Origin of the sequence: Pontibacillus sp. HN14 (genome assembly GCF_021129245.1) — a bacterium.
In the GTDB taxonomy this organism is placed as follows: domain Bacteria; phylum Bacillota; class Bacilli; order Bacillales; family BH030062; genus Pontibacillus.
Map to the genome: position 1 here is coordinate 279465 of NZ_JAJOLR010000001.1, position 24471 is coordinate 303935.

Below are 24471 nucleotides of genomic sequence, written 5' to 3' on the forward strand. Positions count from 1 at the left end.
TAAGTATACATTTTATTATAGTTAGATTAATTTAAATGTACGAAAAGGGGAGAAGTAAAGATGAACAGAGTCTCTAACCCTATTGTTGCAACATTTTCAATTGTGGGTCACGATCCTGAAACAGGAGAACTAGGCGTTGCCGTTCAGTCTAAATTCTTAGGTTCTGGCTCTGTTGTACCCTGGGCAAAAGCGGATGTGGGGGCTGTTGCAACGCAATCGCTTGCAAACCCTTCTTATGGTCCAGAGGGTCTTCAGTTATTAGAAGAGGGATATACCCCTGAAGAAGTTGTTCGAAAGCTTACAGAGGACGATTCCGAAAGAGAACTTCGACAAGTAGGAATTGTCGATGCTAAAGGTGAAGCAGCAACTTTTACAGGGGAGAACTGCTATGAGTGGGCTGGTGGGCAAACAGGTCCTCATTATGCGGTTCAAGGCAATATTTTAGTAAGTGAAGAAACCGTGAAGGAAATGGCTACGACATTCGAAAAGGCAGATGGCTCTTTAGCAGATCGTTTACTACAGTCACTTCAGGCAGGTCAAATGGCTGGTGGAGATAAGCGAGGGAAGCAATCTGCAGCGCTACTTGTAGTGAAGAAGAATGGAGGCTATGGAGGGTTTAATGACCGGTTTATTGACCTTCGTGTAGATGAGCATGATGAGCCGATTCATGAGCTTGTGAGAATTTATCATTTGCAACAACTCTATTTCGGAGCTACGAAAGAAGAAAATGTCGTTTCCATTGAAGGGGAAGTGAAAGAAGAGTTATTGAAACAATTAAAACGTCTAGGCTACTTACCAACTGTTTATGTTGTTGATTCCATTATGTACAAAGCGTTCACCTCATTTCTCCATCGAGAAAATTTCGAAGAACGAGCGCTTGAACATGGGAAACTGGATTTAGAGGTTCTGGAATTTATGAAACAAAAGCAGCTATAACATACGGGCTCTCTCCTATTCAGTAGGAGGGAGCTTTTTTATGAATGTTGATTTAAGATAGAAAGGAAACGGTTTTTATAAACTTTTCTCTACATACCTGTCACAAAACGAGAAAATCTGGTGTCTCTATAGTGAAAGCTGTTCGAAAGGAGGGGCCGCTTTGGAGGTGAGAGCGCAATTGTCTGACTCAAGCTATTCAACTATTTCTGAGCCAACAGAAGCTCAGTTTCAACAATTATTTAAACAATATTACCCGAATGTCGTTCGTAAAGTGATGAAAGTCGTTCAGGATCAACAAACCGCTGAGGAAATCGCACAAGAAGTGTTTCTTAAGTTATATCATGAGGACTGGGAAGGGATTCAATCAATTCCTGCCTGGTTAATGACCGTGGCAGTTCGTTTATCTTATAACTACATACGAACTGAGAAAAGACAAATGAAAAAAGCAGAGAAGCAAGCCACCTATAGTAAAGACGTTATCTCTTCTGTGGAAGAGACTTATATGAACAAGGAAGATCGAAATGAAGTGAAAGAAGCGTTAGCTCAATTAAACGAGAGGGATCAACTTCTCTTGATGATGAAGTTTTCAGGCTATCGGTACGAGGAAATTTCACAAATCGCTCAAGTGGAGCGTACATCTGTTGGGACATTAATCGCCCGGGCTAAGAAACGATTTAAACACATCTACTCAGAAATGAAAGGAGACGATCAGGATGAGGTGTATTGAAAATGGGACCTTGCAAGCTTATCTTGATGACGAGCTGACCCGTGATGAGAAGAAAACGGTTATGCAACATTTAGAATCTTGCCCTTCATGCCGGGAAGAACTAGAGATGTTACAGGCGCTTGATTTAGAACTAGATCTTTCCTTACAAGACTCAAGTTTAGAAGTGGATGTAGACGTAGCCTGGCGTACATTTGAGAAAAAGATCAATGTTAAAGGCCAAAAGGAGGAAAGTGCTAATCAGCCAACCTCTATTGAAACAGAACCCGTTAAACATAAAGGAGTGTCGAAAATGACAGCGAAAACAAAACGTTTGGTTGCCTCAGGTGTCGTAGCCGCGACCATTTTTGGATCTCTTGCTTTCCCGCAAGTTCAAGTCGCAGCCGATCAGTTCTTATCCATGTTCCGTGTCAACCAGGTTGAAATGGTGAAACTAACCCAAGAGGATATGCATGAAGTAGATCGTTGGTTGAGTCAGGAAAAGGAAGGGACCTATGATTTGAAGGGACTCGGAGAAATTAAAATTTCAGATCTAACACAAGACTTTAATGGATACAGTGAACACGCTCGCTTTTCAAATGTAGAAGAAGTTAAGGCCGCTGGATACGAGGTAGAAACCATCAACGACTATAATTTTGAAGGCATGCATCTCTCACCAGGATATGAACTTGGCTTTAATCTTGATGTCGATAAGGCGAACAACTTATTAACTCAGTTTGGCGTTGATGAGCAGTTTGATAAACGTTTGGATGGTGAAACCTTTTCGCTACATGTAGGTGAAAGGAAAGAATACAACTTCTCAAACGATAGCGGAAATATTAGTTATTCCAAAGTCGACGCACCTACGTTTACAGTTCCTGAAGGAGCATCTGTTGATGAATTGAAAGATACACTGCTAGAGCTTCCGTTTGTTCCGAATGATGTAAAAAGACAAATCCAGCAAATTCAAAGCATTGAGGAGACGTTACCTTTACCTTATGTTCAAGATGAAGGCGAAACGTTAGATGAGATCACCATTGCTGGAGAGAAAGGATTTATGGTCACCGGTCAACAACATTCCCTCATAATGTGGCAAAAAGGTGATAAGATCCATGTCTTAGAAACCTATACGGTTCACAAGCAAGATGGTACGGAAGCTCGCGTGGAGAGTAATGAACTACAATCAATTGCAAACGAATTAGCACAATAACAAAATGGGCTGCTTATGCAGTCCCTTTTGTTCGTGTGTTGAGAGGAGAGACTATTATGAATGTGATTGAAGCAAAAGGGCTTACGAAAACGTATAATGGCCAGGGCGGTATACGAGAGGTTACTTTAGATGTAGAAGAAGGCATGGTCTATGGATTTCTTGGCCCTAATGGAGCGGGGAAAAGCACATTCGTCAGAACGATGTTAGGACTTCTTACGCCAACAAGCGGAGAAGGGAAGCTTTTAGGAGAACCGATAGGCACATCAAAGTCTAGAGAACGTGTTGGATACTTACCTGAATTGTTTCGGTACCCAGATTGGCTGACAGGGAGAAAATTGCTTGAGAGTCATGCAGAACTTTGTAAGGTGCCTGTTCGCGAAAGAAAGAAACGAATAGAAGAAGTGATTGATCTCGTTGGTATGACGGGGCGTGATCATAAGAAAATTAAAGGATACTCAAAAGGCATGGCGCAGAGAATTGGCCTTGCCTGTGCATTAATGAATGATCCTAAGGTCATCTTTTTAGATGAGCCGACATCAGCTCTAGACCCGATTGGGCGAAAAGATGTGCGTGATTTAATGCTTCATTTAAGAGACCAAGGGAAAACGGTCTTTCTCAATAGCCACTTACTAAATGAGGTAGAATCCGTTTGTGATCACGTATCCATTGTACATAATAGCGAATTAATCGTTCAGGGGAAATGGCGTGAACTGATGTTAGTTGAAGCGAAGGTGGAGATTACCTCTTCTAAAGATGCGTCATTAACGAGCATGGAATACCCGGATTTCGTTCATCAGGTTGAAGCGAAGGAAGTGATAGATGGGCGTTCAAAAGCCATTTATCAATTGAGGAAGGAAGACGATATTCCTAAACTGGTTCATTATCTCGGTACCCACAAGCTTCCGATCTACGAAGTAACACCTGTCATCCCCCATTTGGAGGATGTATTTATGTACTGGGTGAATGAAAAGGAGCAGAGCTATGTGGACGATCGCTAAATTAACATTTAAAGAGATCATATCAAAACGAATCTTTCTTATTACGATGATTATGACCCTCCTTTTCCTTGTGTTATACGGAGTTGCTATTCACTATGCTGTGAAAGATTGGAATAACACATCGTGGGGAGGAGGGATGGGTGTAAACCAAATGATGCAACAACAACTCTTTTCTTCACAATTGTTGAGTGTTGGTCTGTATTTCTCATCGTTTATTGTGGCCTTGCTGTCGATTCTTTCTAGCGTTAGCGCCATTGCGAGTGAAATCGACAGTCATCAGATCGATACGTGGCTGATGCGGCCGATCACGCGTACACAGTTTCTACTAGGCAAAGTTATCGGACTTGGAGGATTACTTATTGCCTACGCGATTCTATTATTCGCAGGCATCCTACTCATTCATCAAGGAATTGGCGGAGAGGCGATGTCCCTTTCGTTCTCAAGCCTCCAAATTGGGAAAGCCATCTTGACTTACATCCTTCAACCGATCGTTCTTGTCCTGCTCGGTGTCATGTTAAGCAGTCGTATGACGACATTAAATGCCGGAATAGTCTTAATTATCATGTATGGATCAGCTTTTATTGGCGGGTTTATCGAACAAATCGGTACGGTGATGGAGAAAGCAGCTCTAGTTAATATAGGGATTATCTCAAGCCTCGTTTTTCCGGTCGATGCGATGTACCGAAAAATGACCGTTTTCTTGTTCGATACAGCGGATAATCCGGTTAGTCTAGCTCAACAAGGGATGTTTGCGAGCGCTTCAGCTCCGAATAACGTTATGATTGTTTATACGATCGTGTACGGGTTTATCGCTCTTATGTTAGCACTCTACTCATTTAAGAAGCGTGATTTGTAATGAATACAATGATCAGATGGTTTGCTATACCCCTAATGGCGATGATGTTTTTAACGCTTCTATTTATTTACACTAAAAGCTTTGCCATGTAATAAACTTTTATTAAGAACTCGAATTCGTAATGGAAAGCACAAAGTCTAAAGGCTTTGTGCTTTTTCTATGGGGAGTTAGGAAATATTTAATAATGAACCCCCTAGATGAACTAGTTCTTTATTACTATTTCACCTAAAATGATGGAAAAATTGGAACCATATGGATATCTGTTTCGTCTATACTAATGAAGCAAAATTTATGCCTAATGTAGCTTAGTAGAATCAGACCGTCACCTTAAGAATAGATCATCATCTTCTTTGTACTTTCATAGGTTACAAGTGGGCCTTATAAGAAAGGGAGAGATGCATGAAGAAAAAATGGATAACCGGAGCCTTATGTACAGCCTTATTAGCAGGAGGGGTTACACCTGTATGGGCAGACACAAGCTCAGATGTGAAAGTGGAAAATATGAAAACGGCAGCCTTACAAGAGGCAATGAAAGAAGCGGATATTACGAGAGACGAAGCAGTAAAAATTGCAAAAGACTTTGTTAAAGTTGCCGAGGATTTTGAACAGGAAGATGTTCGTTTTGACTCCCATTTTAACGGACGGGAACAAGTAAAAGAATGGGAGATTAATTGGTCGAAGCAAGGAAAGAACTTTGAGCATATTTCGGTCAATGTCAACGCTGATACAGGTGATGTGATACGGATGAATATTCACAGAGAATCCGATCAATCAGAGCGCACATTCCCTCCTAAAGTAGATTTTGAGAAAGCAACAAGTATTGCTCAGTCCTACATAGAAGAACGTTACTCCGATCAGATTGGTGAGCTGAAGCTTAATGAAAGAAGCGAAGAGCGTAGTACTGAAAACTTCCGTCGAACTTATCAGTATCGTGTTGAGTTTAATCAACTCGTAAATGGCGTTTCCTACCCGAATAATTCCATTGATGTGACGGTGAGTGGAAATGGAGACGTAACAGACATTTATTATCGATGGGATGAAGTGGACAAGTTTGAAGAAGTGAAAAATGTTCTTACGAAAGAGAAAGCATTTGAACTCTTCAAAGAGGATTTTGACGTAGAGCTTCGTTATGGGGTGAATCATTACTCCGCTCGTGCTGGTGATGATGTCAAAGCGTATTTAACCTACGTACCAACGAAGAAAGATGGCTTAGAAAATTATGGACTAAGTCAGATTGATGCTCAAACAGGTGAATGGATTAATCACGAAGGGACTCCTTTAAGTGAAATAGACGAAAGTGACAAAGATAAGTACGCGGTATCAGAAGAACCTGTAGCTGAAGAAGCAGAACCATTACAAGAATTAGAAGAAGAGTTAAGCCAAGAAGAAGCCATGAAGAAAGTAAAAGCATTTGTTGATCTTCCTGATGGCTACGAACTGGCTTTCTCGAATTACGATGAGAACAACTATAGATCGAATGAAAATCCAACATGGCGCTTTGAATGGAGAGATACTGGGGAAAGAAACTATGGTCCAACCGGAGTCCATGTTGCAGTAGACGCTACGACAGGTGAAATACTCAATTATGATAATCGTCAATATGAGTATTATGAAGGCGTTCCAGAAGACTTTGAAGTCAACACGACAAAAGAAAAAGCAAAAGAAACTGCCATTTCGTTCGTCAAAGAAGTAGCCCCATCTAAACTCGATCAGATTCATGTTTCCACCCCTCATGAACGAAAAAGTGGGGAAGACGAAAAAGTTGTATCGTATAACGTAAACTTTGAACGTCAGGTAAACGATCTACCAGTACAAAATCAAGGTGTGAATGTATCGGTAGCGGCTGATACAGGAGAAGTCATCGGTTACAATTTACAATGGGATGACGTTCAGTTCCCAGACCAAGATAAGGCCATCTCTAAAGAAGAAGCAAAAGAGACTTTACTTGATAAGTACGATTTAAAACTTCAGTACTTCACTCCTTTCGATGAGAAAGAGGAGAAAGAAGAAAATAATGATAAAGATGAAGCGATGCTTGTCTACCAACCATCTCTTGATGCAGGCTTCTATACGTCTCCTAGATTCTTTGACGCAACGAAGGGTGTTTGGATTGATGAACAGACGATGGAACCTGTGGTAGAAAATACTAAAGAGGTAACAGATATAGAGGGACATCCAGCTGAACAAGCTCTCCGCACGTTAGTCGAATATAATATGATTGAAGTAGAAGATGGAAAAGTAAATCCAGATGAAGTTCTGTCCCGGGCCGATGTGATTGAGCTGATGATGAAGGGGCTAGGCTTTGACGATTATTATTACAGCTCACGTGATGAGGTGCCATTTGAGGATGTAGAGAAAGGTACTGAATTGTACCGCTATTTAACGACGGCAATAGAGAGAGGTTTCCTCGACGGAGACGAGGAAAAATTCTATCCTGAAAAAGAAGCAGAGCGTGAATATGTCGCGAAGCTTCTTGTTAAGGCACTAGGTTATGACAACCTTGCAAGTAAAGAAGGAATTTTCGAAGCAGATTTCTCAGATGAATCTGAAATGGAATATGAAGGCCATGTAGCTCTTGCCACTCGACTTGGATTAATGAGCGGAAAAGATGGAGCGTTTGAGCCAAACGAATCGATCACGAAAGCAGAAGCGGCGGTAAGTTTGCTGAAGTATTTGGAAATTGAACCCACATTAAATGAAGATCGCTATTAAGCAAAACCCTCAGGCTCATGCCTGGGGGTTTTCAATTTCACGGGGGATAGGAAGCAGAAGAAATGGAGATTTGAACAAAAAAATGCTCCGGCCTTATCGCAAACCGGAGCAACAGCATTTCATTTATTAAAATTGGGAGGAACTAACTTACTTCTTGGGAGTCACCACATGGTACTCACCGTTCAAGATGACTCCCGCTACTGTAATGGATCGGCTGGCATCAGCTCCAGCTTCACCACTTTGGTAGCTGTAATTGGAGGTAATAAACTTTACAAATGACTCATCTGCAGCAGCTTTCTCCAACAAATCTTGGAACTGGGTATCGTTCTCTAACGAGAGGAGCAGTACACCCTCATGGTCCTCTGTTAAAGGCAGTTCCCTTTTGGTTAAATCACTTATATGAAACAGATATTGATCTGGTGTACCCTCTTTTGTAACGATATGTCCAGATAACACCTTTTCTCCGCTGAAAGAAAGGGAGTTTGGTTGTATATCCTGAAGGATCATACCGTTTATTTGATCTCCTACTTCAAAGTCTGTTGAGATTTCTTTGGAGATCATGGCTTTGTTTTGACTGTCAGAGACAGGATTGGAACCTCCTCCGGCAGAGTCAAATGTTTCAGGTGTTTCCGTTGAAGGACTTGAACTATACGGTTCAAGTTGCGTTACAGTTACGCCGCCCACAAGTAGAACAACTGTCGCATACACGGTCATCGCAGCAGGCTTAAACAAATAATGTTTCATTTTAGGTTTTTCAGGCTGCGTTTCATGACTAATCGCTTGAAAGACGCGTTGTTTATCCTTCTCTGTGAAGGAGGTTGGAATGTGGTTGTGATAGTCCTCTTTCAAGTCCTGTAATTGCCGATCCACACTCATCATTGATCACTCCTTTGGAGACTTGCCTCATTCAATAGCTCAGCTAATTTCTTTCTGGCACGATTTAAACGGGTTTTAACACTGGATTCTTTTTGATTCAAAGATTGAGAGATCTCTCTAATGGAAAATTCATTAAAATAATAAAGGATGAGTACTTCACGGTATTTAAGAGGAAGTTTCAAGATCTGGTTTATTAACTCACTGGATTCATCATCACGCATAACTAATGTTTCAGGTGTTAAATCGTCCTGTGTCTCTGTAATAAACGATTTGATCTTTTGAAAGAGGTTGTCATGCCTCGTATGGAAACTTCTCAAATAATCTTTACTCTTATTGATGGCTATAGAAAAGATCCAAGTTCGTAAGGATGATTTGCTTTGAAACGTGTGTAACTTCTTATACACCGTCAGAAACGTTTCCTGCGTGATATCATCTGTATCTGCGCTATTCTTAACATAGGTGTAAACAAAGCGCTTCACGTCATCACCATACTCATCCATAATCTTTTCTAAAGCTTCTGTTGAATCCATCTCTAGTAAATTTAGTGAGTCGTTTTGGCGAGAAGGGGGCTTTTCCATTGCAGCCTTTTCTCCCATCCTGGTTCATCCTTTCATTCCATGTATCCTTCGGTTGTGGGTGCGTTCAATAATAAGACGGAACGTTTCCACAACGGGATTCACTTTTAATGAAATTTTTTATAATTTTTTTGAAACCTTTTTTGCGGCCTATGATAAAGGGGTTTCTAACATCCTTGGTTCGAATCATTATGTAAAGTTTATCATTCACTTTATGGGAGTAGAAATAAAAAGAGTCAGGATGTTTATTACATCCTGACTCTTTCATTATGCAGCTGCTTTTTTAAATCTTGGGAATCCAACTAGAATGGCTACAATTCCTGATACCGCAATTAAGATCGGATAGAAAGAGTAAGGAAGCAGTTCGATAGGCGATAGCTCTCCAATCTGCGCTGCAGTTAACAGCTGAGCTCCATAAGGAATTAAGCCTTGAACGGTACAAGAGAATATATCAAGCAAGCTTGCCGATTTTCTTGAGTCGATCTCGTATTCATCTGCTACATTTTTAGCTAGTTGACCGGTTGTAATAATGGCGATGGTATTATTTGCTGTTGCAAGGTTTGTAGTCGCGACTAGCCCTGCAATACTTCCTTCGGCACCTTTTTTAGATCGAATGCCTTTGGTTAATGTGTGAAGGAGGAACTGGATTCCGCCGTTTTGGTTAATCATGGCGACTATTCCACCAATGATAATTGTAAGAAAGATTAATTCAGACATCGAGTTAATCCCAGATGTAATATTGGTCATGAAGGCATCAAGTGAATAGTCGCCGCTTATTCCTCCAATGACACCAGATAAAAGGATCCCTCCAATTAATACAGCCATAACATTAAGTCCGGCTAATGCACCAATGAGTACACCAATATACGGGATGACCTTCAATCCATTAAAGCTGTCTGGATTCACAGAAGATTCGCCACCAGATGTGAGTACAATTAACAGAATGATGGTAAGAATCGCGGCTGGGAGAACGATAAAGAAATTCGTTTTAAATTTATCTTTCATCTCTGTCTTTTGCGTGCGAACAGCTGCAATGGTTGTGTCTGAAATGATGGATAGGTTGTCTCCAAACATCGCCCCTCCAACAACAGCTGCTAATGATAACGCAGCGGAGAATTCCGTTTCAGCGCTAATTCCAACAGCAATGGGAGCAAGAGCACTAATGGTCCCGACTGAAGTTCCCATAGAGAGGGAAATAAAGCCCGCGATGATAAAGACTCCTACAATGATTAAATTCTCAGGTAAATAGGTTAAAGCCAAGTTTACAGTGGAGTCAACGGCTCCTATGCTATTGGCAACAGAAGAGAACGCGCCTGCTAGTATAAAGATAAAGACCATAATCATAATGTCAGGATGGCCTGCCCCTTTGGCAAACTGCTCAACTTTTTCAAACGTAGGTTTTTTACGATTTTGCAGGATCGCTACAATAGCTGCAAGTAAAGCCGGAATCAAGATAGAAATATAATAGAAATCACCTGTAATGATACCTGAACCTACAAAGATGACTAAGAAGATCCCTAAGGGTAACAGGGCGAGTGGATTTCCTTTGTTGGTATTCATGTTGCTGCACCTCTTTCTTGGTAGTTTGTCGAGTGTGTTGGGTTCTACTCATCCATGTCCAATAAAAAATGCCCCTTCTTAATCAGAAGAGGGCAATCTATACGAGCTCCTCTTCTCATCTATCAAGTGTTAACCTTGCTGGATTTGGCACAGCACTCATATGAAATGAGCCCGCTGCCGAGACATCGTAGGGCCAGTCCCTCCGCCTCTCGTGATAAGAAGGAGTATTCATTTTTTGTTTTACATGCAATGATTAAGTTTACTTACTTAGAAGGGCACTGTCAATGGATATACAAGAAAAGTCCAACCTTTTTAGATGTTTTCTGTATCCCTTCCCTTATAAGGAAAACAAAAATCCCAGTGTATGGGACACTGGGATGATCTCTTAAATAATATTTTGAATGTCTTGAGAATCTGTAACCATTAATAGGACTTTTCCCTCATCTAAGTGTTCTTCGTATGTTTCAGCTTCGTGTTGAGAAAATCCGAGGTCTTGTAATTTATTACGTAGCTCGTCACCTTTTTTGTTGAAAAGGTTGCCGACAATCTCTCCCATATTCATTTCGTTTATTCCAACGGTATTTGCGTCGGTATTGTCTGCGAGGCGTTCAGTGCGGTCATCATCGTGAGTCATTAAATAGATATGATCCTTTGTAACACCATTATCCGCTAATTTCTGGACGTCATTTTGAAGCTTTTCGTCATTCTGGTACTCTCGTACAAAAGGTTTCATTGTAAAGTTCCTCCTTCATTATTATTCCACTTTTTCACTTCCCTGTAGAGGTATTGTGAAACATTTGGATGGTTTTTGTAAGAGTTATGTGAAAAATATGACTTATATGAAAACAAATTGTAATATAACCGTAACTTTATGACGAACAATCTTTTGTTAGAATGGTCCTAGTAGAAAAAACAGACGATACTAGAAAAAGATGGAGTGGGGAATATGTTGAAAAAGATCATTGCTTGTGGAATGGCCGTTATGTTCACATTCAGTAGTGCATCTGTAGTAGGAGCTGCAACCAATTCGGACAAGTTGTTAAGCGTAGCTAGAACACATATGGGGGTACCATACGTCTTTGGAGGACAGAGCGCAAGCGGATTTGACTGCTCTGGGTATACTCAGTATGTATATAATAAAGTAGGCATTTCAATTCCACGTACGACAGGAAGTCAGGCTACTGTAGGGGAAGCTGTAAGTAAAAGCAACTTAAAACCTGGTGATTTAATATTTTTCAAAAATACTTACAAGAGAGGAATCTCTCATGTGGGAATTTATGTAGGAAATAATAACTTCATTAGTGCGACTTCAAGTAAAGGGGTGGACGTCGTATCATTGAATAATTCTTATTGGGGTCCGAAGTATGCAACAGCGCGCCGAGTTGAAAACTTCGATGTTAATGCATTATTTGATGACTTAGATGAGAATAATGAAGCTTATACAGCAATCAAAGAATTGGTGGAGAATGAAATCATTAATGGCTACCGTGATGGAACGTTCAAGCCTGACCAACCTGTTACAAGAGGACAAGCAGCTGCATTAATTAACAATATCATTGGTTTTGAGGCAAGTAATCAAGAGCCGTTTTCTGATGTGAGTGCTGGCCATACCTTTGCTAGCCAAATTGCGGCAATGAAAGAACTTGGCATTATTCACGGTTTTAACAATGGACTGTTCAAACCGGATGAATTCATTACACATGGGCAAATGGCAATTATGATTAAGAATGCATTAGAAGTTACAGGTGGAAACCCAGACGAAATGAAACAAGATGGGTACGATGAGCGAGCTTCTCGTGCGGAATTTGCAACAGCCTTACACGACACTCTTTTTCAATATAATAAGTAACTAAATCTTTACTAGTATGACGGTTTAAGAGTCTCTTTGGTTTCATTCCAAGGAGGCTCTTTTTAGTTCAGTATTTTATCTCTATTTGTTATTTACCCAGGCTGTAAATAAGTAAAACATAAGAGTTTTAAGGACGTTTGAGAGGGTAGGGTCCAATGGACTAATGAATGTGCGCTCATTTAGGTCAATGGGTGTGGTTTGTTAAGTTAATGTGTGAAAATTGGTCTTAATTTCCTGCTACTTAAGAATCGAAAATTATCAGAATATTGATATATTTCTAATTTTTATTTATGATGGGTCTAACTTACATCCTATACTCATTTATATGCTTGGGAAAATAAAGGGACAAAAGGGTGATTTTATCAGTCTTTTCTTCTAGGTTTTCCCAAAAATAAAGAGAGGTGTGAGAGGAGTATGAGAGAGATAGGAAGCATATGCTCTAGTAAAGAGTAAGTGCTTCTTCAGAGAGAGAGTTGATCTTTACATTGAAAGGTTCTGAAGTTGGGAAAACGATAAAGTTACATCGGCTGAACCAAAACCGCACGCTTGAGGAAACAGCTCAGGGAATTTGTTCAATCTCCTATTTAAGTAAGATTGAGAACGGGCTGACCAAATCAAGTGATGAAATTGTTCAATTACTCTTTAATCGATTGAATATCCCCGTAGAAACGCTTGAAGAAGAACTAGATGAAGGGGTCCTTGAACAAGAACTGCAAGAATGGTACACCGTTATTTTACAAAGGGAAACGGACCAGGCGACTGAGCAATATGTGAAATTAAAGCAAAAATTAAGCACACTCTCCACTCCGAGTACCTTGTCATTATTTAAACTCTATGAAGTTCGCTATCATCTCCATATGCGCCACCTTTCAGAAGTGCCGGTTCTCATGGACCGATTAGAAAGGATGCAAGATTTATTTGAAGAGAAACATCATTACTATTATATGAAGTTTTATGGTCTCTACCACCATGTTCAAGAAAGGTATCAGGAAGCCCAGCAATATTACAAGAAAGCGTTGGCAATCGGATATCAGAACACATTAAGTGATAGTGAAAGAGCTGATTTGTATTTCGTGACCGCGATCAATGAGTCCTCTTTGCAAAATGTGACACTGGCTCTTCATTATGCAAGGTTGGCACTAAATTTATATACAGTTCAATTTGATTTTAAACGTAGTGGAGATTGTCAAATTTTACTTGGGATTTGTTATAAGCGTACTCGCCAATTTGAGCAAGCGGATCAGTGCTTTCAGCTAGCTGTCAAAGCTGCTGGTAACCTGCAAAGTTCCTATTTAAAAGGAATCGCCTATCATAATTTAGGTTCCTTGCACGCTGCTCTTTCTCATCATGAGAAAGCAATTGATTATTTTCAGAAGAGCTTGATCTATAAGGAGAATAAGAATAGTAAAGGGAAATTAACGAGTATTGCTTCTATTGTGGAGTCTCTTTACGCCTTAGGTGATCAAGGAAGAGCATTAGAATGGATTGATCGAGGCTTAATGATGATCAATCAACAAGAGGATTTTCAAATCCTTCGATATTATTTTCAGGTGTATAAATACCGGGTCTTAGAGGATCTCATTAGTCTGGAGCATTATTTAAGGGAAACAGTCATTCCTTATTTTATCGATAATGAAAACCAATTCTATATCGGACTCTACTGTGAACTGCTTGCTGAGTGCTTGCAGAAACACAAGAGGTATAAGGATGCTTGTTATTACTTGACTCTGGCTAATGAATCACATAAAAAATTATCAATTACCTAAGGGAGAGTGGGAAAGTATGAAAAAATGGATGATTTCAGCTTTAGCTATTGGGGCGATCGCTTTTTCAGCAATAGGTGGGTTTACTGCGCAGGCATTAGACGAAGAGCCAGAACCTTGCACAATTGAATTAACAGACATTTAAGTAGTAAAGCCCCGGACTCTGGTTGAGTTCGGGGCTTTTTGTATGAGCTATTCCTCTGATCAAAAGTGAATATCTGTCAAATTCAAACGATTTACCTCAACGCGATTAAGAGGAGTGCACGGTCGATTGCGATCTTAGTCGTGTTGCTTTTTTATTCGTCATAACTTTATAAAGGTACATCACAACGAAAACGAATAATCCCATTATAAAATATAACGAATGATATCCAAGTAGCGACACTACTATGCCTAATACATAGGAGCCGGTGGCGATACCTGTATCAAATAATGTGAAGAATGTCGCTGTTGCATGTCCACTTCTGTGATGGTCGGCAGATTGAATGGCTAACGTTTGGAAGCAAGGGACAAGGCTACCATAGCCAAGACCAATGAATGTAGCTGAGAGCAATAGCATAAAGGATGAATCTGTAATACTTAACGTAAGCAAACCAAGTGCAAATAGAACGAGCGACGGATAAATCACAATGCTTGGTCCTCTAGAGTCAAATAGTCGGCCTACAAAGGGTCTAGAGACTAGCATAGCAATGGCGAATACGGCAAAGAAGAAACTAGCTGCTTCTAGTAATCCAAGTGATTTCGTATAGATAGATATATATGAAATGACACTTGAGTAGGAGAAAGCTAATAAACTTCCTACAAGCGCAATCGGTAAAGCTTTTACTTCAAATAAATCATGAAAGCTTAACTTCTTCTTACTTGAAGGAGCTTCTGTTGCTGGTGCGGATACTAAACTAGTGAATAGAAGAGCACCGGCGAGTAAAGCACCGAGTATTATGAAGAGCGTTGAGAAGCTAAGCCAATTTAATAGGGTTAAGGCTAGGAATGGACCTGCCACTACTGCGAGATTCATTGACATTGCAAAGTATCCAAGCCCCTCACCGCGACGACTATCTGGAGTAATATCCGCCGCAATAGCACCTGCAGCAGTTGTGGCGATTGCAAACCAAATCCCATGGAAAAATCGAAGCGCTAATAATAAATAAAAACTTGTAGCCGCTACATATACGAATGTAGTGAGCATAAATAACAACAAACTAATCAAAAGCATTCTTTTCTTCCCAAAGTCTTCTAATAACTTTCCAGAAAAAGGCCTTACCAGAATAGCTGAAAGTAAGAAAAGCGTAACGATTAAACCAGCCTGAGACTCGGAGCCGTTTAGATCATCGGTCACATATATCGGTAATGTGGTTAAAAGAGCATAGAAGGTAAGAAATAAGAAAAAATTGCTTAAGGAAATAAATAAAAAGCTTTTCGTCCATATAGGTGATTTTTTTTGAGTCATAAGAGTCCTCCTCTGATGTTCTTGTCGGTAGCAGGATTCTGCTTTGTTGTCTATTCGATTAAAAACACCAAGATTCATATTATGCTTCTTATTATCCTTTGTAAAGGTATATGCATTTCCATTTAGGCTTCTAGTTGTTGGTTATGGATGTGATCCATATGGGCCGTTATATTTTATGAGTGCTCGGGCTTGTTCGGGGACAACTCGCTTTCCGAGGGGGAGCTGGGAAGACTCCTCGTTCGCATTCGCTCTCTGTGGGGTCTCCCCTAGGCTCTTTCCCCCGTAGGAGTCTCGCAGTCCCCGAACAAGCCCTGACTACATAGGGGGTGAACGGCCTTGAGGCACGAATTGTGTGAGGTGACCTCTCCGCATAATGCATGTTGCCGTTCATCCAAATATGGCAAAGGTGGGCTTGGAAACTGCTAAACTCCCGTGGGCAGAAGAGCCAGTTCAGTTCCAGCGTGGAGGACCTAGCGCGATAAGTCATCTTTTTTCCAAAGGCTAAACGCCTTTTCCAAAAAGCTGTCTTATCCGTACGGTCCTAGGCACCAAGCTTGCACATTTCAATCTAGGAGAGCGAGTTGACCCTGGGCAAGCCCAAGCACTCATCAATCGTATCGGCCCTTTACTACTAAAAATTCTTAGCTATAAGGATTATGGAACACAAAAAAATCCCCGGCATGGCCGGGGAACGAAGGGGAAAGTTCATTTATTGTGCTACTGCAAAAGTAGTAGTAGCTGCATTTACTGCTTCCTGTACGTTAATGAGTCCATTCCCGTAATAGAAAGCATCGCCTAAAGGCGTTGTGGTACTATTTAGTAAGCTGCGCACTTCTTGGTTAGTAAGAGAGCTGTCCTCAGCTAAAATGAGTGCTGCAGCACCGGCTACATGCGGGGACGCCATTGACGTTCCGTTATAAGAGCCGTAAGTATTGCCTGGTAGTGTACTGTAAATATTAGCTCCTGGTGCCATTACTTCTAATTCTTCACCAACGGAAGAAAAAGAGGCACGGTTCAAGCTTTCATCTACTGCTCCAACAGCAACAACAGATGCGTATTTAGCTGGATATCCGATGGTATTCTTTTTTCCTTTAGATCCTTCATTTCCAGCCGCGGCTATTAACAAAACACCTTGTTGGTAAGCTTGATCCATTGCTTGTTCTAATGTTGTTGAGCCACGGCTTCCGCCTAAACTCATATTTACAACGTCAATGTTGTTGTCGACGGCCCATTCAATCCCTTTTGCGATTCCGCTGTAAGAACCACTGCCGCTGCTGTTTAATACCTTAACAGCATAAAGTTCAGCTGATGGGGCTACCCCGATGACACCAAGGGAATTGTTGACACCTGCAATTGTGCCAGCTACGTGTGTACCGTGACCGTTTCCATCATTAAATGGGTCCGGTTCACCATCTACGAAACTTGCGCCACCTGCTACTTGTAAATCTTCATGACTAGCGCTGATTCCGCTGTCTAATACTGCTACTTTAATTCCGCTACCAGAATTCCCGCTTGCTTGAACATCGTCAGCATTGATTGCGGGAATGCCCCACGGGGTTGTCTGCCCGTAAGCTTGTACGTTAGCATCTTCTTCAATATAAGCAACATTTGGATTCTTCTTAAGAGCTTCTACAGCTTTAGGGGGGAGTTTTGCCTGAACAACATTCATATACTTGAATTGATGCTTCACTTTTCCGCCAACCTTATGAATGGTAGATACTTCTTTGTGATCGACCCCAGCCTTAAACCCAATTAAATAGTCTTGGGGTTTCTCTGACGGCTGAGCCGAAATTTTGCTTGGTCCTATGGATAAAGATAAGACGAACATAAAGCTAAGTAGTGCAATGACCAATCGTTTCAATAGAATCCCTCCTTAAATAGTTGACTCTATTGTATAACGGGTCTAAAAGAATTTCTTTGGGACAATAAAAGATTGATAGGGAAGGGGAGGGCGTAAAAGGAATCGCTTTTAGAGAAAAATAGGAGAATGGGCACGGGTTTTGAAAGGTTTAAATGAGGATTTGTGCAAATCAAGCGTGGAAACGATAGAAGAACGGGTGTTTGGGGAAAGGGTTTGGGAAAAGTAGAATAGGAGAGTGGTTTGGATACCATTTACTAGTATACCACAAAATTATGAAAATATTGGATAAAAAATGTATTTATCTTCATATGATTACTTGAGTCCTTTGTGATGTTCCCCTATAATAGGAAGTAACAAAAAAAGCATACGTAAGAAGACCACAAGGGGAGCCGCTAGGCTGAGATTGAACGATTCGTTCTGACCCTCTGAACCTGTTAGTTAGTACTAGCGTAGGGATGTGGCTTTAGTGATGGCGCAATGCAAACGGACTATCCATCTTAAAGCTCTCCCTTGCATTGCTTTTTTTGTGTGCATTTTTATTTTAGGGAGGCGATTCAGATGAAACATAGTCCGATTTTATTTTTAGTAGAGGTAGCGATGTTTGCGGCTCTAGGTGCAGTTTTAAGTTTACCGTTTTTAACTATTCCGTTGTGGGTCCAAGGCGGATCCATTGCCTTTGCCATGGTTCCTATTTTCTTTATGGCTTATCGATGGGGGTTAAAAGGTGGCGTTACAACAGGACTTTTAGTGGGGATTTTTAATTCATTGATTAATCCATTTATAGTCCACCCTGTCCAATATGTGATGGACTATCCTCTTGCTTATGCTGTGGTTGGTATAGCAGGAATCTTTTCTAAGCCAGCGCTTAAAGCTGTTCGGGATGGTCATGCAAAGTCGTTCACAGTTTATATTGTAATGGGCACATTACTTGGAAGTGCACTTCGGTTTATGAGTCACTTTATAGGTGGGATTGTGTTCTTCTCTTCCTTTGCGCCAGAAGGCACAGCAGTCTGGTACTATTCCTTAACCTATAATATTGGTTATATGCTGCCATCGTTTATTATTAGTGCAGTCATATTGAATATCATTTTATATAAACAGCCGAAGTTGCTCCGTTTTGGCGGGTCCCAAACCGCGAAATCTGTGTAACTCATAACAGGTTCAAGATAAAAAGGCGTGTCGCAGAGAGAAAAGACGATCTGCGGCACGCTTTTGTTTTAATATAGAGTTTGAAAAGGCCGTGTTTGAGGAAAGCAAGTCGTGAAAGGGAATACTTGATTAGTAGATCTTAATATGAAATAACAAGATGTTCTTTCTAGTGATAAATGAGTAAATTAGGAATCTAATATATTAATTGCAAAAAATAGGTTCGTTTTTTCTAGAAGAGGGTAAAGGTGTATGTGGAATGTATCTTTTAAAAGGGGGAAATTAACATATGAGTCAAAAACAGACATTAACAGCGCAAACATTTCTCTCTAAACTACTTACTCAATATGCATCAATACATGAAAAGGCTGTAGGTGCACAGGCTGAAGAATATATTAAACAATTAGGAATCCGTACAGGTGAATGGCTTGAAGGACATTATGTAGATGACAAATCCACGCGATCTGTAGATCAGTATGTGAATGTCATTCTTGCTATTAAAAACGACATCGGAGGACATTTTGAAATAGAAGAAGTTACGCCTGAGCGTATCGTTGTAAAAGGAATAAAATGCCCATTTGGAGAAATGGTCAAAGATGCTCCTCATTTGTGTCAGATGACTTCTAGTGTATTTGGAGGGGTCGCATCTCGTCATTTTGGATACTCTAAAGTCCATCTTGAGCGACGAATTGCCACTGGTGATGACCACTGTCGAGTTGTGATTCACTTAAGCCAAGATGAGAATGAAGCGGGACAGGAATACTACGAATTACCTGTAACCCCTAAAAATGGAGATCCATTTCAATGGGAAGAAGAAACGATTAAGATGCTCGGGGAAGAACTTCGAAAGAGCGATGAGATGATTGCAGGGCTTGTAGCTGAAATTGAAGAGCTACGTTCACAAGTTCGCATACAAGAAAGGAAAAGCAGAAGAGACTTCCGATAAGGAGGTCTTTTCTGCTTTTTAGTCGTTTAATAACCGGTAAATAGACTCAGAACATAGTGTTTTGTAATACTCGTGTAGCTGATGGTCTCCTGCCATAAGCCATTGTAAAATACAGCCATCAATTAGACTTCGGATGGCTTTGGCTCCTTGGTCGGAATTAACGCTTAGAAAGATCCCTTCTTCCTTTCCTCTTAGAATAATGGACTTTCCAATTTCAAAGCAATTGGAATAGAAATGCTGATTGATTTCTTGAAAACGGGGTATTTTAGGTACATAAGACAAAAAATCTAAATAGACCTTATAAAACTGATCGTTTTCTTTTGGACCAACAAAAACAGCATTCACATAAGCTTGTAGTTTTTCCTCGGCTGACTCAGCTTCTTGAACAGCGCTTGCTTCTTTTTGGTAAATTTTCTGAGTTAACCATTCTAAAAGGTTAGCAAATACATCTTCTTTGTTCTTGAAATAATAATTTGTTACGCCTTTACTGACGCCGGCATAAGTGGAGATATCTTGCAAAGTCACGGTGCTATATCCTTTATCGGCTACTGCTTCAAATGTGGCTTGCAGTAATTGTTCTCTTCGTTGTTGTTCTCGCTTTTTCATAGGAACCTCCGAATCACGTGTAATAGGTCTATTGTATAAAAATTATACCAATGGGACAAATCCTTTGACATATTTAATTTGACCAGTCAGAATAAAAATGTAAATAAAGAAGATCTAATTTATTGATTTCAATAGAGGAGGAATTATTTTATGACATTCCGTGCTTTATTAGCTATGAAAGAAGAAGAGAAGGTCACAACAAAAGTCGTTGAAAGAGAAGAATCAGATTTACCTGAAGGGGATGTGACTATAGAAGTTGCTTATTCCAGTGTGAATTATAAAGATGGTTTAGCAACGAATGCGAAAGCGAAAGTTGTGCGGGATTATCCGATTGTTCCTGGTATTGATTTAGCAGGTAAGGTTACATCTTCAAATGATGATCGTTATAAAGAAGGAGATCACGTTATTGTAACAAGCTATGAGCTTGGCGTGGCTCACGACGGAGGATTCAGTGAATATGCACGTGTTCCCGGTGATTGGGTCGTTCCATTACCTGAAGGGATGTCACTCCGCGAGGCGATGACATTTGGTACAGCCGGATTCACAGCTGCATTATCCGTCCACCGCTTAGAACAAAATGGGTTAACACCAGATGATGGACCCGTCCTTGTGAGCGGTGCGACTGGGGGCGTTGGAAGTATGGCTGTAGCAATGCTTGCAAAGAAAGGATATCACGTAGTCGGTTCTACCGGAAAAGAATCAGAGCATGATTACTTGAAATCAATTGGAGCAAAAGAAGTGATTTCACGCGAAGAAGTAACGCCTGAAAAAGTGCGCCCACTTCAAAAGCAAACATGGGCGGCTGCTGTAGATCCTGTTGGGGGTAAACCACTTGCGAGTGTGTTGGCATCTATTCAATATGGTGGTTCTGTAGCTGTGAGTGGCCTAACAGCTGGTGTAGAAGTTCCGACAACGGTGATGCCGTTCATTTTACGAGGTGTAGACCTTCTAGGAATTGACTCGGTATATTGTCCGATGGAAATGCGTAAACAAGTTTGGGATCGCCTGGCTACTGATCTGAAACCAGATCAAATGAATGAAATTGAGAATGAGATTTCTTTAGAACAACTTCCTCAGACGCTTGAAGATATCCTTCAAAACAAAGTTAAAGGACGTACGATTGTAAAAATGTAAATAGAAGAAAAGCCCTTCTGCTGACAGAAGGGCTTTTTTTGTCGCTATTCCTATTATATTGTAGTGTGAGGTACGTTTTATAGCTTGAAAGGTCATCATTTCTTCCTGAATTCAGGTATAATAGGGCTGAAAAGGAATGAGAAAACTCGTCTCTGTTGAAAAAACATCTTACAATAGGAAAAGACTGTATATCAATAAGAATCGTCATAATTGTAAAGATACATAAAGTAGATGAACAGTAGTTAGGAGTTTATGTTGATGAAGTTTAAGGACCACTCGACCTATTCGTTAACACGATGGGTTTGGAATAACTTTTTAAAAGTTGCTTTAATCCCTTTGCTCGTAGTAGAGATTGCGTTTGTAGGGATCTACTTTGTAGCCAACGAATGGTCAAAAAATGAAATGGTAGATATGATTAAAGATGAAGCTGAAGATGATATGAAGGAGTCTGCCTCGAGAGAAGCAGAAGTAGTCTCTAACCATGTTCAGTCAATCTCTAATGCTACAGAAATGTATAGGGACGAAATAAAAGGGACCCTGAAGGAACCTGCCGAGATGGATGGTGTTGATCAGAATCGTTTAAAACAAACAGATGAAGGTGTTCTATATACAGATAAGGATCGCCCAGACGGTGGAGCTGGCATTTTCTACAGTAACTTAGAAAAGCAAGATGAAGGAAAAATAGCTCAGTTACTAAGAAAGCAAGATTTAATGGCCCACATCTATGAATCACAGCCTCTAGCGGCTTCTATTTATTTCAATACGTATGATTCCCTTAATATTATTTATCCTTTTGTAGACGGAATGGAAGGCATGTTTGATGCAGACCTTTATATACCTGACTTCTTGTTCTACAGAAGAGCTATGGAGGACCTTAATAAAGAGCGCAACCAGTTATGGACAACCGCTTACCTAGACCCAGCAAGGAATGATTGGGTTTCATCTTCGATAGCACCTGTCTATATCGGAGATCGCCTCGAAGGTGTTGTAGGGATTGACGTAACAATTCGAACAATTGCAGAGGACATCCTAGATCTTGATCTTCCGTGGGAAGGGGTGGGCATGCTCGTTCAAGACGATGCAGAAATTCTCGCTTTAACTGAAAAAGGTGAAGATTTGTTAGGAATTGAAGAACTGACAGATCATCAATATGATGGAACCTATAAAGGGGATGTCTTTAAGCCAGGTCCATTTAACATGTTTAACCACTCTCATACAAAGTCTTTAGCGACCGTGTTAGTCGGTCAGGAAGACGGGTTAATCACAATGGATTGGAAAGGTGAGAAAAAACTAGCAGCCTGGTCTACTGTTGAAGGAACAGGTTGGCGGTATTTAATATTTGTAGATGAGTCGGCCATCTATAAAGATGTGTACACAATGAATCAGAAATTAGTTCAAATCGGAGCTCTTATGATTGTGGGACTTATTCTGTTCTATATAATCTTCTTTGTCCTTTTATACCGAAATTCGCGATACGTTAGCCAGACCATATCAAAACCTCTTGTTGAAATGAATGAGATGGTAACGGATATAGGGCAAGGCAATTACTATCAACGAAGGAGAGCTTTTGATATAAAAGAGCTTGATGAAACCTCTAAGAGCATTATTGAAATGGGCCAAAACCTTGGTATGTCGAATAAAGCATTGAGGGAAGCACAAGAAGAGGTCCGTTCTAAAGAAGGAGATCTCAGAGCGCTTGTGATGTCCATTGACGATGTAGTGATGCAACTAGACCGGGACGGTACCTATTTGAATGTTTGGACGAATGATGAGGGGAAGCTTTCTAAACCGAGGAACGAACTCCTCAAAATGACGATTAGTCAAGTTTTTTCAGAAGAAGAATCAAGGGTATTCATGGAAACGATTGAGTCAGTGAGTGAAACTGGAAAAGCTGAAAATATTGAATATGTCATTGATACATTGAGTGGGAAAAGATGGTTCCAAGGTAGAATAGCGCCCATTATTGATGCAACAGGTGACTATCAACAGTTTGTGCTCACAGCAAGAGATATTACCCCATTGAAAGAAATGGAGAAATCACTCCGGGATGCGAAAGAGGAAGCAGAGCGTGCAAGTCAAGCGAAATCTGATTTTCTATCCAGTATGAGTCACGAATTACGTACACCTATGAATGCCATACTCGGATTTGCGCAGCTCCTTCAATATGATACGGACCATACGTTAAGTGCAACACAAGATGAAAGCGTGGAAGAAATTATTAAAGCGGGTAATCATCTGCTCACGATTATTAACGATATATTAGATTTAGCCAGAGTAGAGTCAGGGAAACTATCGATCTCAATAGAGCCCGTTGAGATCGCCCCCGTTATTGACGAAGTGATGAGTATTACGCAACCTCTTGCTAATAAAAGAGGAATTAAGCTAATTGGCGCTGATTCACCTTGTAAACACCAATTTGTATATGCTGATCGGACCAGGTTGAAACAAGTGCTCCTCAATTTAATGTCCAATGCTGTTAAATACAATCGAGAAGGTGGAGAAATTACGTTTTCATGCTACGTCCAAGAAGGGCAAGTTTCTTTCTCTGTTCAAGATACAGGGATTGGAATAGCGGAAGATGAAATAGAATCTATTTTTGAACCGTTTACCAGAGTTCCAAGTGACGATATCGTGGAAGGAACCGGTATAGGTTTAACCTTGTCCAAACAGCTCATATCCTTAATGAATGGTTCGATTTCAGTAATAAGCGAATCTGACAAAGGAAGTACATTTTGGATTGAACTTCCTTTAGTGGAGATGAACGAACAATTAACCGGTCACTGGGAAGATTCCCAAATTTCTCCTATTTTGCAATTTGAAGGTCAGAAGAAAGTGTTATATGTAGAAGATAATCCTGCTAACTTGAATTTAGTCAGACGAATTCTTGAGACGTATGAACAAATTGAACTGATTTCTTCGACAACAGGGGAGATGGGAATTGACCTGGCGCAAGCTCATGAGCCTGATCTTATCCTGATTGACCTCAACTTACCAGGTATTGATGGATTCACAGTCTTGTCCCGCCTAAAAGAATTAAAAGAAACGAAAGACCTACCAGTGGTGGCTATAAGTGCGAACGCTATGCCTCGAGATATAGAGAAAGGACTTGTTGCTGGTTTTGACGATTACCTAACAAAACCTATTCAGGTAGGGAAGTTTATGAAGATGGTTGAAACACACCTATTTAAAGACGCTGACCAAGACACTTAAAAGCAGTTGAGCATAAGCTCAACTGCTTTTTTCACTTCTGTAAGGTGGTATAAGAAAAGAATTTTTTTATTTGTTTATGCCTA

Annotated in this window: 20 protein-coding genes and 2 riboswitches; of the genes, 13 read left to right on the top strand and 7 right to left on the bottom strand. The window is 40.5% G+C overall.

The features are described from left to right. Positions 1-60: 60 nt before the first annotated feature. The 6 genes from LQ226_RS01420 (at position 61) to LQ226_RS01445 (ending at position 7415) form a co-directional block, all read left to right on the top strand. Positions 61-936: a DUF1028 domain-containing protein gene (locus tag LQ226_RS01420; RefSeq protein WP_231416015.1), complete on the top strand. Its 876-nt coding sequence runs from the start codon at positions 61-63 to the stop codon at positions 934-936. A gap of 166 nt (positions 937-1102) precedes the next feature. Next, positions 1103-1663, top strand: a complete 561-nt coding sequence (locus LQ226_RS01425; RefSeq protein WP_231417543.1) for an RNA polymerase sigma factor SigX — start codon at positions 1103-1105, stop codon at positions 1661-1663. Beyond that, positions 1650-2849, top strand: coding sequence for an anti-sigma factor family protein (locus LQ226_RS01430; RefSeq protein WP_231416017.1), 1200 nt, complete (start codon positions 1650-1652; stop codon positions 2847-2849). Before LQ226_RS01425 ends, LQ226_RS01430 begins: the two co-directional genes overlap by 14 nt. A gap of 56 nt (positions 2850-2905) precedes the next feature. Continuing rightward, positions 2906-3847 carry an ABC transporter ATP-binding protein gene (locus tag LQ226_RS01435; protein ID WP_231416019.1) on the top strand — a complete coding sequence of 314 codons (942 nt, stop codon included), beginning with the start codon at positions 2906-2908 and terminating at the stop codon, positions 3845-3847. Beyond that, positions 3831-4703, top strand: coding sequence for an ABC transporter permease subunit (locus tag LQ226_RS01440; RefSeq protein WP_231416020.1), 873 nt, complete (start codon positions 3831-3833; stop codon positions 4701-4703). The genes LQ226_RS01435 and LQ226_RS01440 overlap by 17 nt, the downstream gene beginning before the upstream one ends. 399 nt (positions 4704-5102) lie before the next feature. After that, entirely contained in the window at positions 5103-7415 is a 2313-nt protein-coding gene (locus tag LQ226_RS01445; RefSeq protein WP_231416022.1) for an S-layer homology domain-containing protein, read from the top strand. Between the two features lie 147 nt (positions 7416-7562). On the opposite strand, the gene LQ226_RS01450 is transcribed toward LQ226_RS01445, so the two are convergent. From LQ226_RS01450 to LQ226_RS01465, 4 genes are all read right to left on the bottom strand, one after another. Continuing rightward, a complete protein-coding gene (locus LQ226_RS01450) occupies positions 7563-8294 on the bottom strand; it encodes a hypothetical protein (RefSeq protein WP_231416024.1) in 732 nt (243 codons plus the stop codon). Next, a complete protein-coding gene (locus tag LQ226_RS01455) occupies positions 8291-8887 on the bottom strand; it encodes a sigma-70 family RNA polymerase sigma factor (RefSeq protein WP_231416026.1) in 597 nt (198 codons plus the stop codon). The genes LQ226_RS01450 and LQ226_RS01455 overlap by 4 nt, the downstream gene beginning before the upstream one ends. 246 nt (positions 8888-9133) lie before the next feature. After that, positions 9134-10426, bottom strand: coding sequence for a Na+/H+ antiporter NhaC family protein (locus tag LQ226_RS01460; protein ID WP_231416028.1), 1293 nt, complete (start codon positions 10424-10426; stop codon positions 9134-9136). 112 nt (positions 10427-10538) lie between these two features. After that, a riboswitch (SAM riboswitch) is annotated at positions 10539-10647 on the bottom strand. Between the two features lie 164 nt (positions 10648-10811). Beyond that, complete coding sequence (locus LQ226_RS01465) at positions 10812-11159, bottom strand: YflT domain-containing protein (RefSeq protein ID WP_231416030.1); 348 nt, start codon at positions 11157-11159, stop codon at positions 10812-10814. 213 nt (positions 11160-11372) lie between these two features. On the opposite strand from LQ226_RS01465, the gene LQ226_RS01470 reads away from it, so the two are divergent. The 3 genes from LQ226_RS01470 to LQ226_RS01480 all read left to right on the top strand — a co-directional run bounded on the left by LQ226_RS01470 (position 11373) and on the right by LQ226_RS01480 (position 14183). Further along, positions 11373-12275 carry a C40 family peptidase gene (locus LQ226_RS01470; RefSeq protein WP_231416031.1) on the top strand — a complete coding sequence of 301 codons (903 nt, stop codon included), beginning with the start codon at positions 11373-11375 and terminating at the stop codon, positions 12273-12275. 485 nt (positions 12276-12760) lie between these two features. Continuing rightward, entirely contained in the window at positions 12761-14041 is a 1281-nt protein-coding gene (locus tag LQ226_RS01475; RefSeq protein ID WP_231416033.1) for a helix-turn-helix domain-containing protein, read from the top strand. Then, the gene (locus LQ226_RS01480) at positions 14010-14183 is read left to right on the top strand and encodes a hypothetical protein (protein ID WP_231416034.1); all 174 of its coding nucleotides are present in this window, start codon (positions 14010-14012) and stop codon (positions 14181-14183) included. Before LQ226_RS01475 ends, LQ226_RS01480 begins: the two co-directional genes overlap by 32 nt. 105 nt (positions 14184-14288) lie before the next feature. On the opposite strand, the gene LQ226_RS01485 is transcribed toward LQ226_RS01480, so the two are convergent. Together LQ226_RS01485 and LQ226_RS01490 are read right to left on the bottom strand one after the other, a co-directional pair. Then, a complete protein-coding gene (locus LQ226_RS01485; protein ID WP_354665934.1) occupies positions 14289-15563 on the bottom strand; it encodes an MFS transporter in 1275 nt (424 codons plus the stop codon). A gap of 631 nt (positions 15564-16194) precedes the next feature. After that, positions 16195-17352, bottom strand: coding sequence for a S8 family peptidase (locus LQ226_RS01490; protein ID WP_231417544.1), 1158 nt, complete (start codon positions 17350-17352; stop codon positions 16195-16197). A 366-nt stretch (positions 17353-17718) separates the two neighbouring features. Continuing rightward, positions 17719-17819, top strand: a riboswitch (TPP riboswitch). An 85-nt stretch (positions 17820-17904) separates the two neighbouring features. Here LQ226_RS01490 and thiT point away from each other — a divergent pair. Both thiT and LQ226_RS01500 read left to right on the top strand, forming a co-directional pair. Further along, complete coding sequence (gene thiT / locus LQ226_RS01495; RefSeq protein WP_231416037.1) at positions 17905-18495, top strand: energy-coupled thiamine transporter ThiT; 591 nt, start codon at positions 17905-17907, stop codon at positions 18493-18495. A 286-nt stretch (positions 18496-18781) separates the two neighbouring features. Then, a complete protein-coding gene (locus LQ226_RS01500) occupies positions 18782-19438 on the top strand; it encodes a methanogen output domain 1-containing protein (RefSeq protein ID WP_231416038.1) in 657 nt (218 codons plus the stop codon). Positions 19439-19456: 18 nt separating this feature from the next. Here the strand turns inward: LQ226_RS01500 and LQ226_RS01505 are convergent, their stop codons facing one another. Continuing rightward, positions 19457-20044: a TetR/AcrR family transcriptional regulator gene (locus LQ226_RS01505; RefSeq protein WP_231416040.1), complete on the bottom strand. Its 588-nt coding sequence runs from the start codon at positions 20042-20044 to the stop codon at positions 19457-19459. 150 nt (positions 20045-20194) lie between these two features. Here LQ226_RS01505 and LQ226_RS01510 point away from each other — a divergent pair, with 150 nt between their 5' ends. Both LQ226_RS01510 and LQ226_RS01515 read left to right on the top strand, forming a co-directional pair. Continuing rightward, positions 20195-21178, top strand: coding sequence for an NADPH:quinone oxidoreductase family protein (locus LQ226_RS01510; protein ID WP_255686767.1), 984 nt, complete (start codon positions 20195-20197; stop codon positions 21176-21178). Positions 21179-21436: 258 nt separating this feature from the next. After that, complete coding sequence (locus tag LQ226_RS01515; RefSeq protein WP_231416041.1) at positions 21437-24388, top strand: hybrid sensor histidine kinase/response regulator; 2952 nt, start codon at positions 21437-21439, stop codon at positions 24386-24388. Positions 24389-24471: the final 83 nt, after the last annotated feature.

Coding starts and splice junctions, on each gene's coding strand:
- LQ226_RS01440 (WP_231416020.1), top strand. CDS start 3,831: ATGTGGACGATCGCTAAATTAACATTTAAAGAGATCATATCAAAACGA.
- LQ226_RS01480 (WP_231416034.1), top strand. CDS start 14,010: ATGAATCACATAAAAAATTATCAATTACCTAAGGGAGAGTGGGAAAGT.
- LQ226_RS01460 (WP_231416028.1), bottom strand. CDS start 10,426: ATGAATACCAACAAAGGAAATCCACTCGCCCTGTTACCCTTAGGGATC.
- LQ226_RS01465 (WP_231416030.1), bottom strand. CDS start 11,159: ATGAAACCTTTTGTACGAGAGTACCAGAATGACGAAAAGCTTCAAAAT.
- LQ226_RS01500 (WP_231416038.1), top strand. CDS start 18,782: ATGAGTCAAAAACAGACATTAACAGCGCAAACATTTCTCTCTAAACTA.
- LQ226_RS01445 (WP_231416022.1), top strand. CDS start 5,103: ATGAAGAAAAAATGGATAACCGGAGCCTTATGTACAGCCTTATTAGCA.
- LQ226_RS01505 (WP_231416040.1), bottom strand. CDS start 20,044: ATGAAAAAGCGAGAACAACAACGAAGAGAACAATTACTGCAAGCCACA.
- LQ226_RS01420 (WP_231416015.1), top strand. CDS start 61: ATGAACAGAGTCTCTAACCCTATTGTTGCAACATTTTCAATTGTGGGT.
- LQ226_RS01470 (WP_231416031.1), top strand. CDS start 11,373: ATGTTGAAAAAGATCATTGCTTGTGGAATGGCCGTTATGTTCACATTC.
- LQ226_RS01450 (WP_231416024.1), bottom strand. CDS start 8,294: ATGATGAGTGTGGATCGGCAATTACAGGACTTGAAAGAGGACTATCAC.
- LQ226_RS01455 (WP_231416026.1), bottom strand. CDS start 8,887: ATGGGAGAAAAGGCTGCAATGGAAAAGCCCCCTTCTCGCCAAAACGAC.
- thiT (WP_231416037.1), top strand. CDS start 17,905: ATGAAACATAGTCCGATTTTATTTTTAGTAGAGGTAGCGATGTTTGCG.
- LQ226_RS01435 (WP_231416019.1), top strand. CDS start 2,906: ATGAATGTGATTGAAGCAAAAGGGCTTACGAAAACGTATAATGGCCAG.
- LQ226_RS01510 (WP_255686767.1), top strand. CDS start 20,195: ATGACATTCCGTGCTTTATTAGCTATGAAAGAAGAAGAGAAGGTCACA.
- LQ226_RS01515 (WP_231416041.1), top strand. CDS start 21,437: ATGAAGTTTAAGGACCACTCGACCTATTCGTTAACACGATGGGTTTGG.
- LQ226_RS01485 (WP_354665934.1), bottom strand. CDS start 15,563: ATGAATCTTGGTGTTTTTAATCGAATAGACAACAAAGCAGAATCCTGC.
- LQ226_RS01430 (WP_231416017.1), top strand. CDS start 1,650: ATGAGGTGTATTGAAAATGGGACCTTGCAAGCTTATCTTGATGACGAG.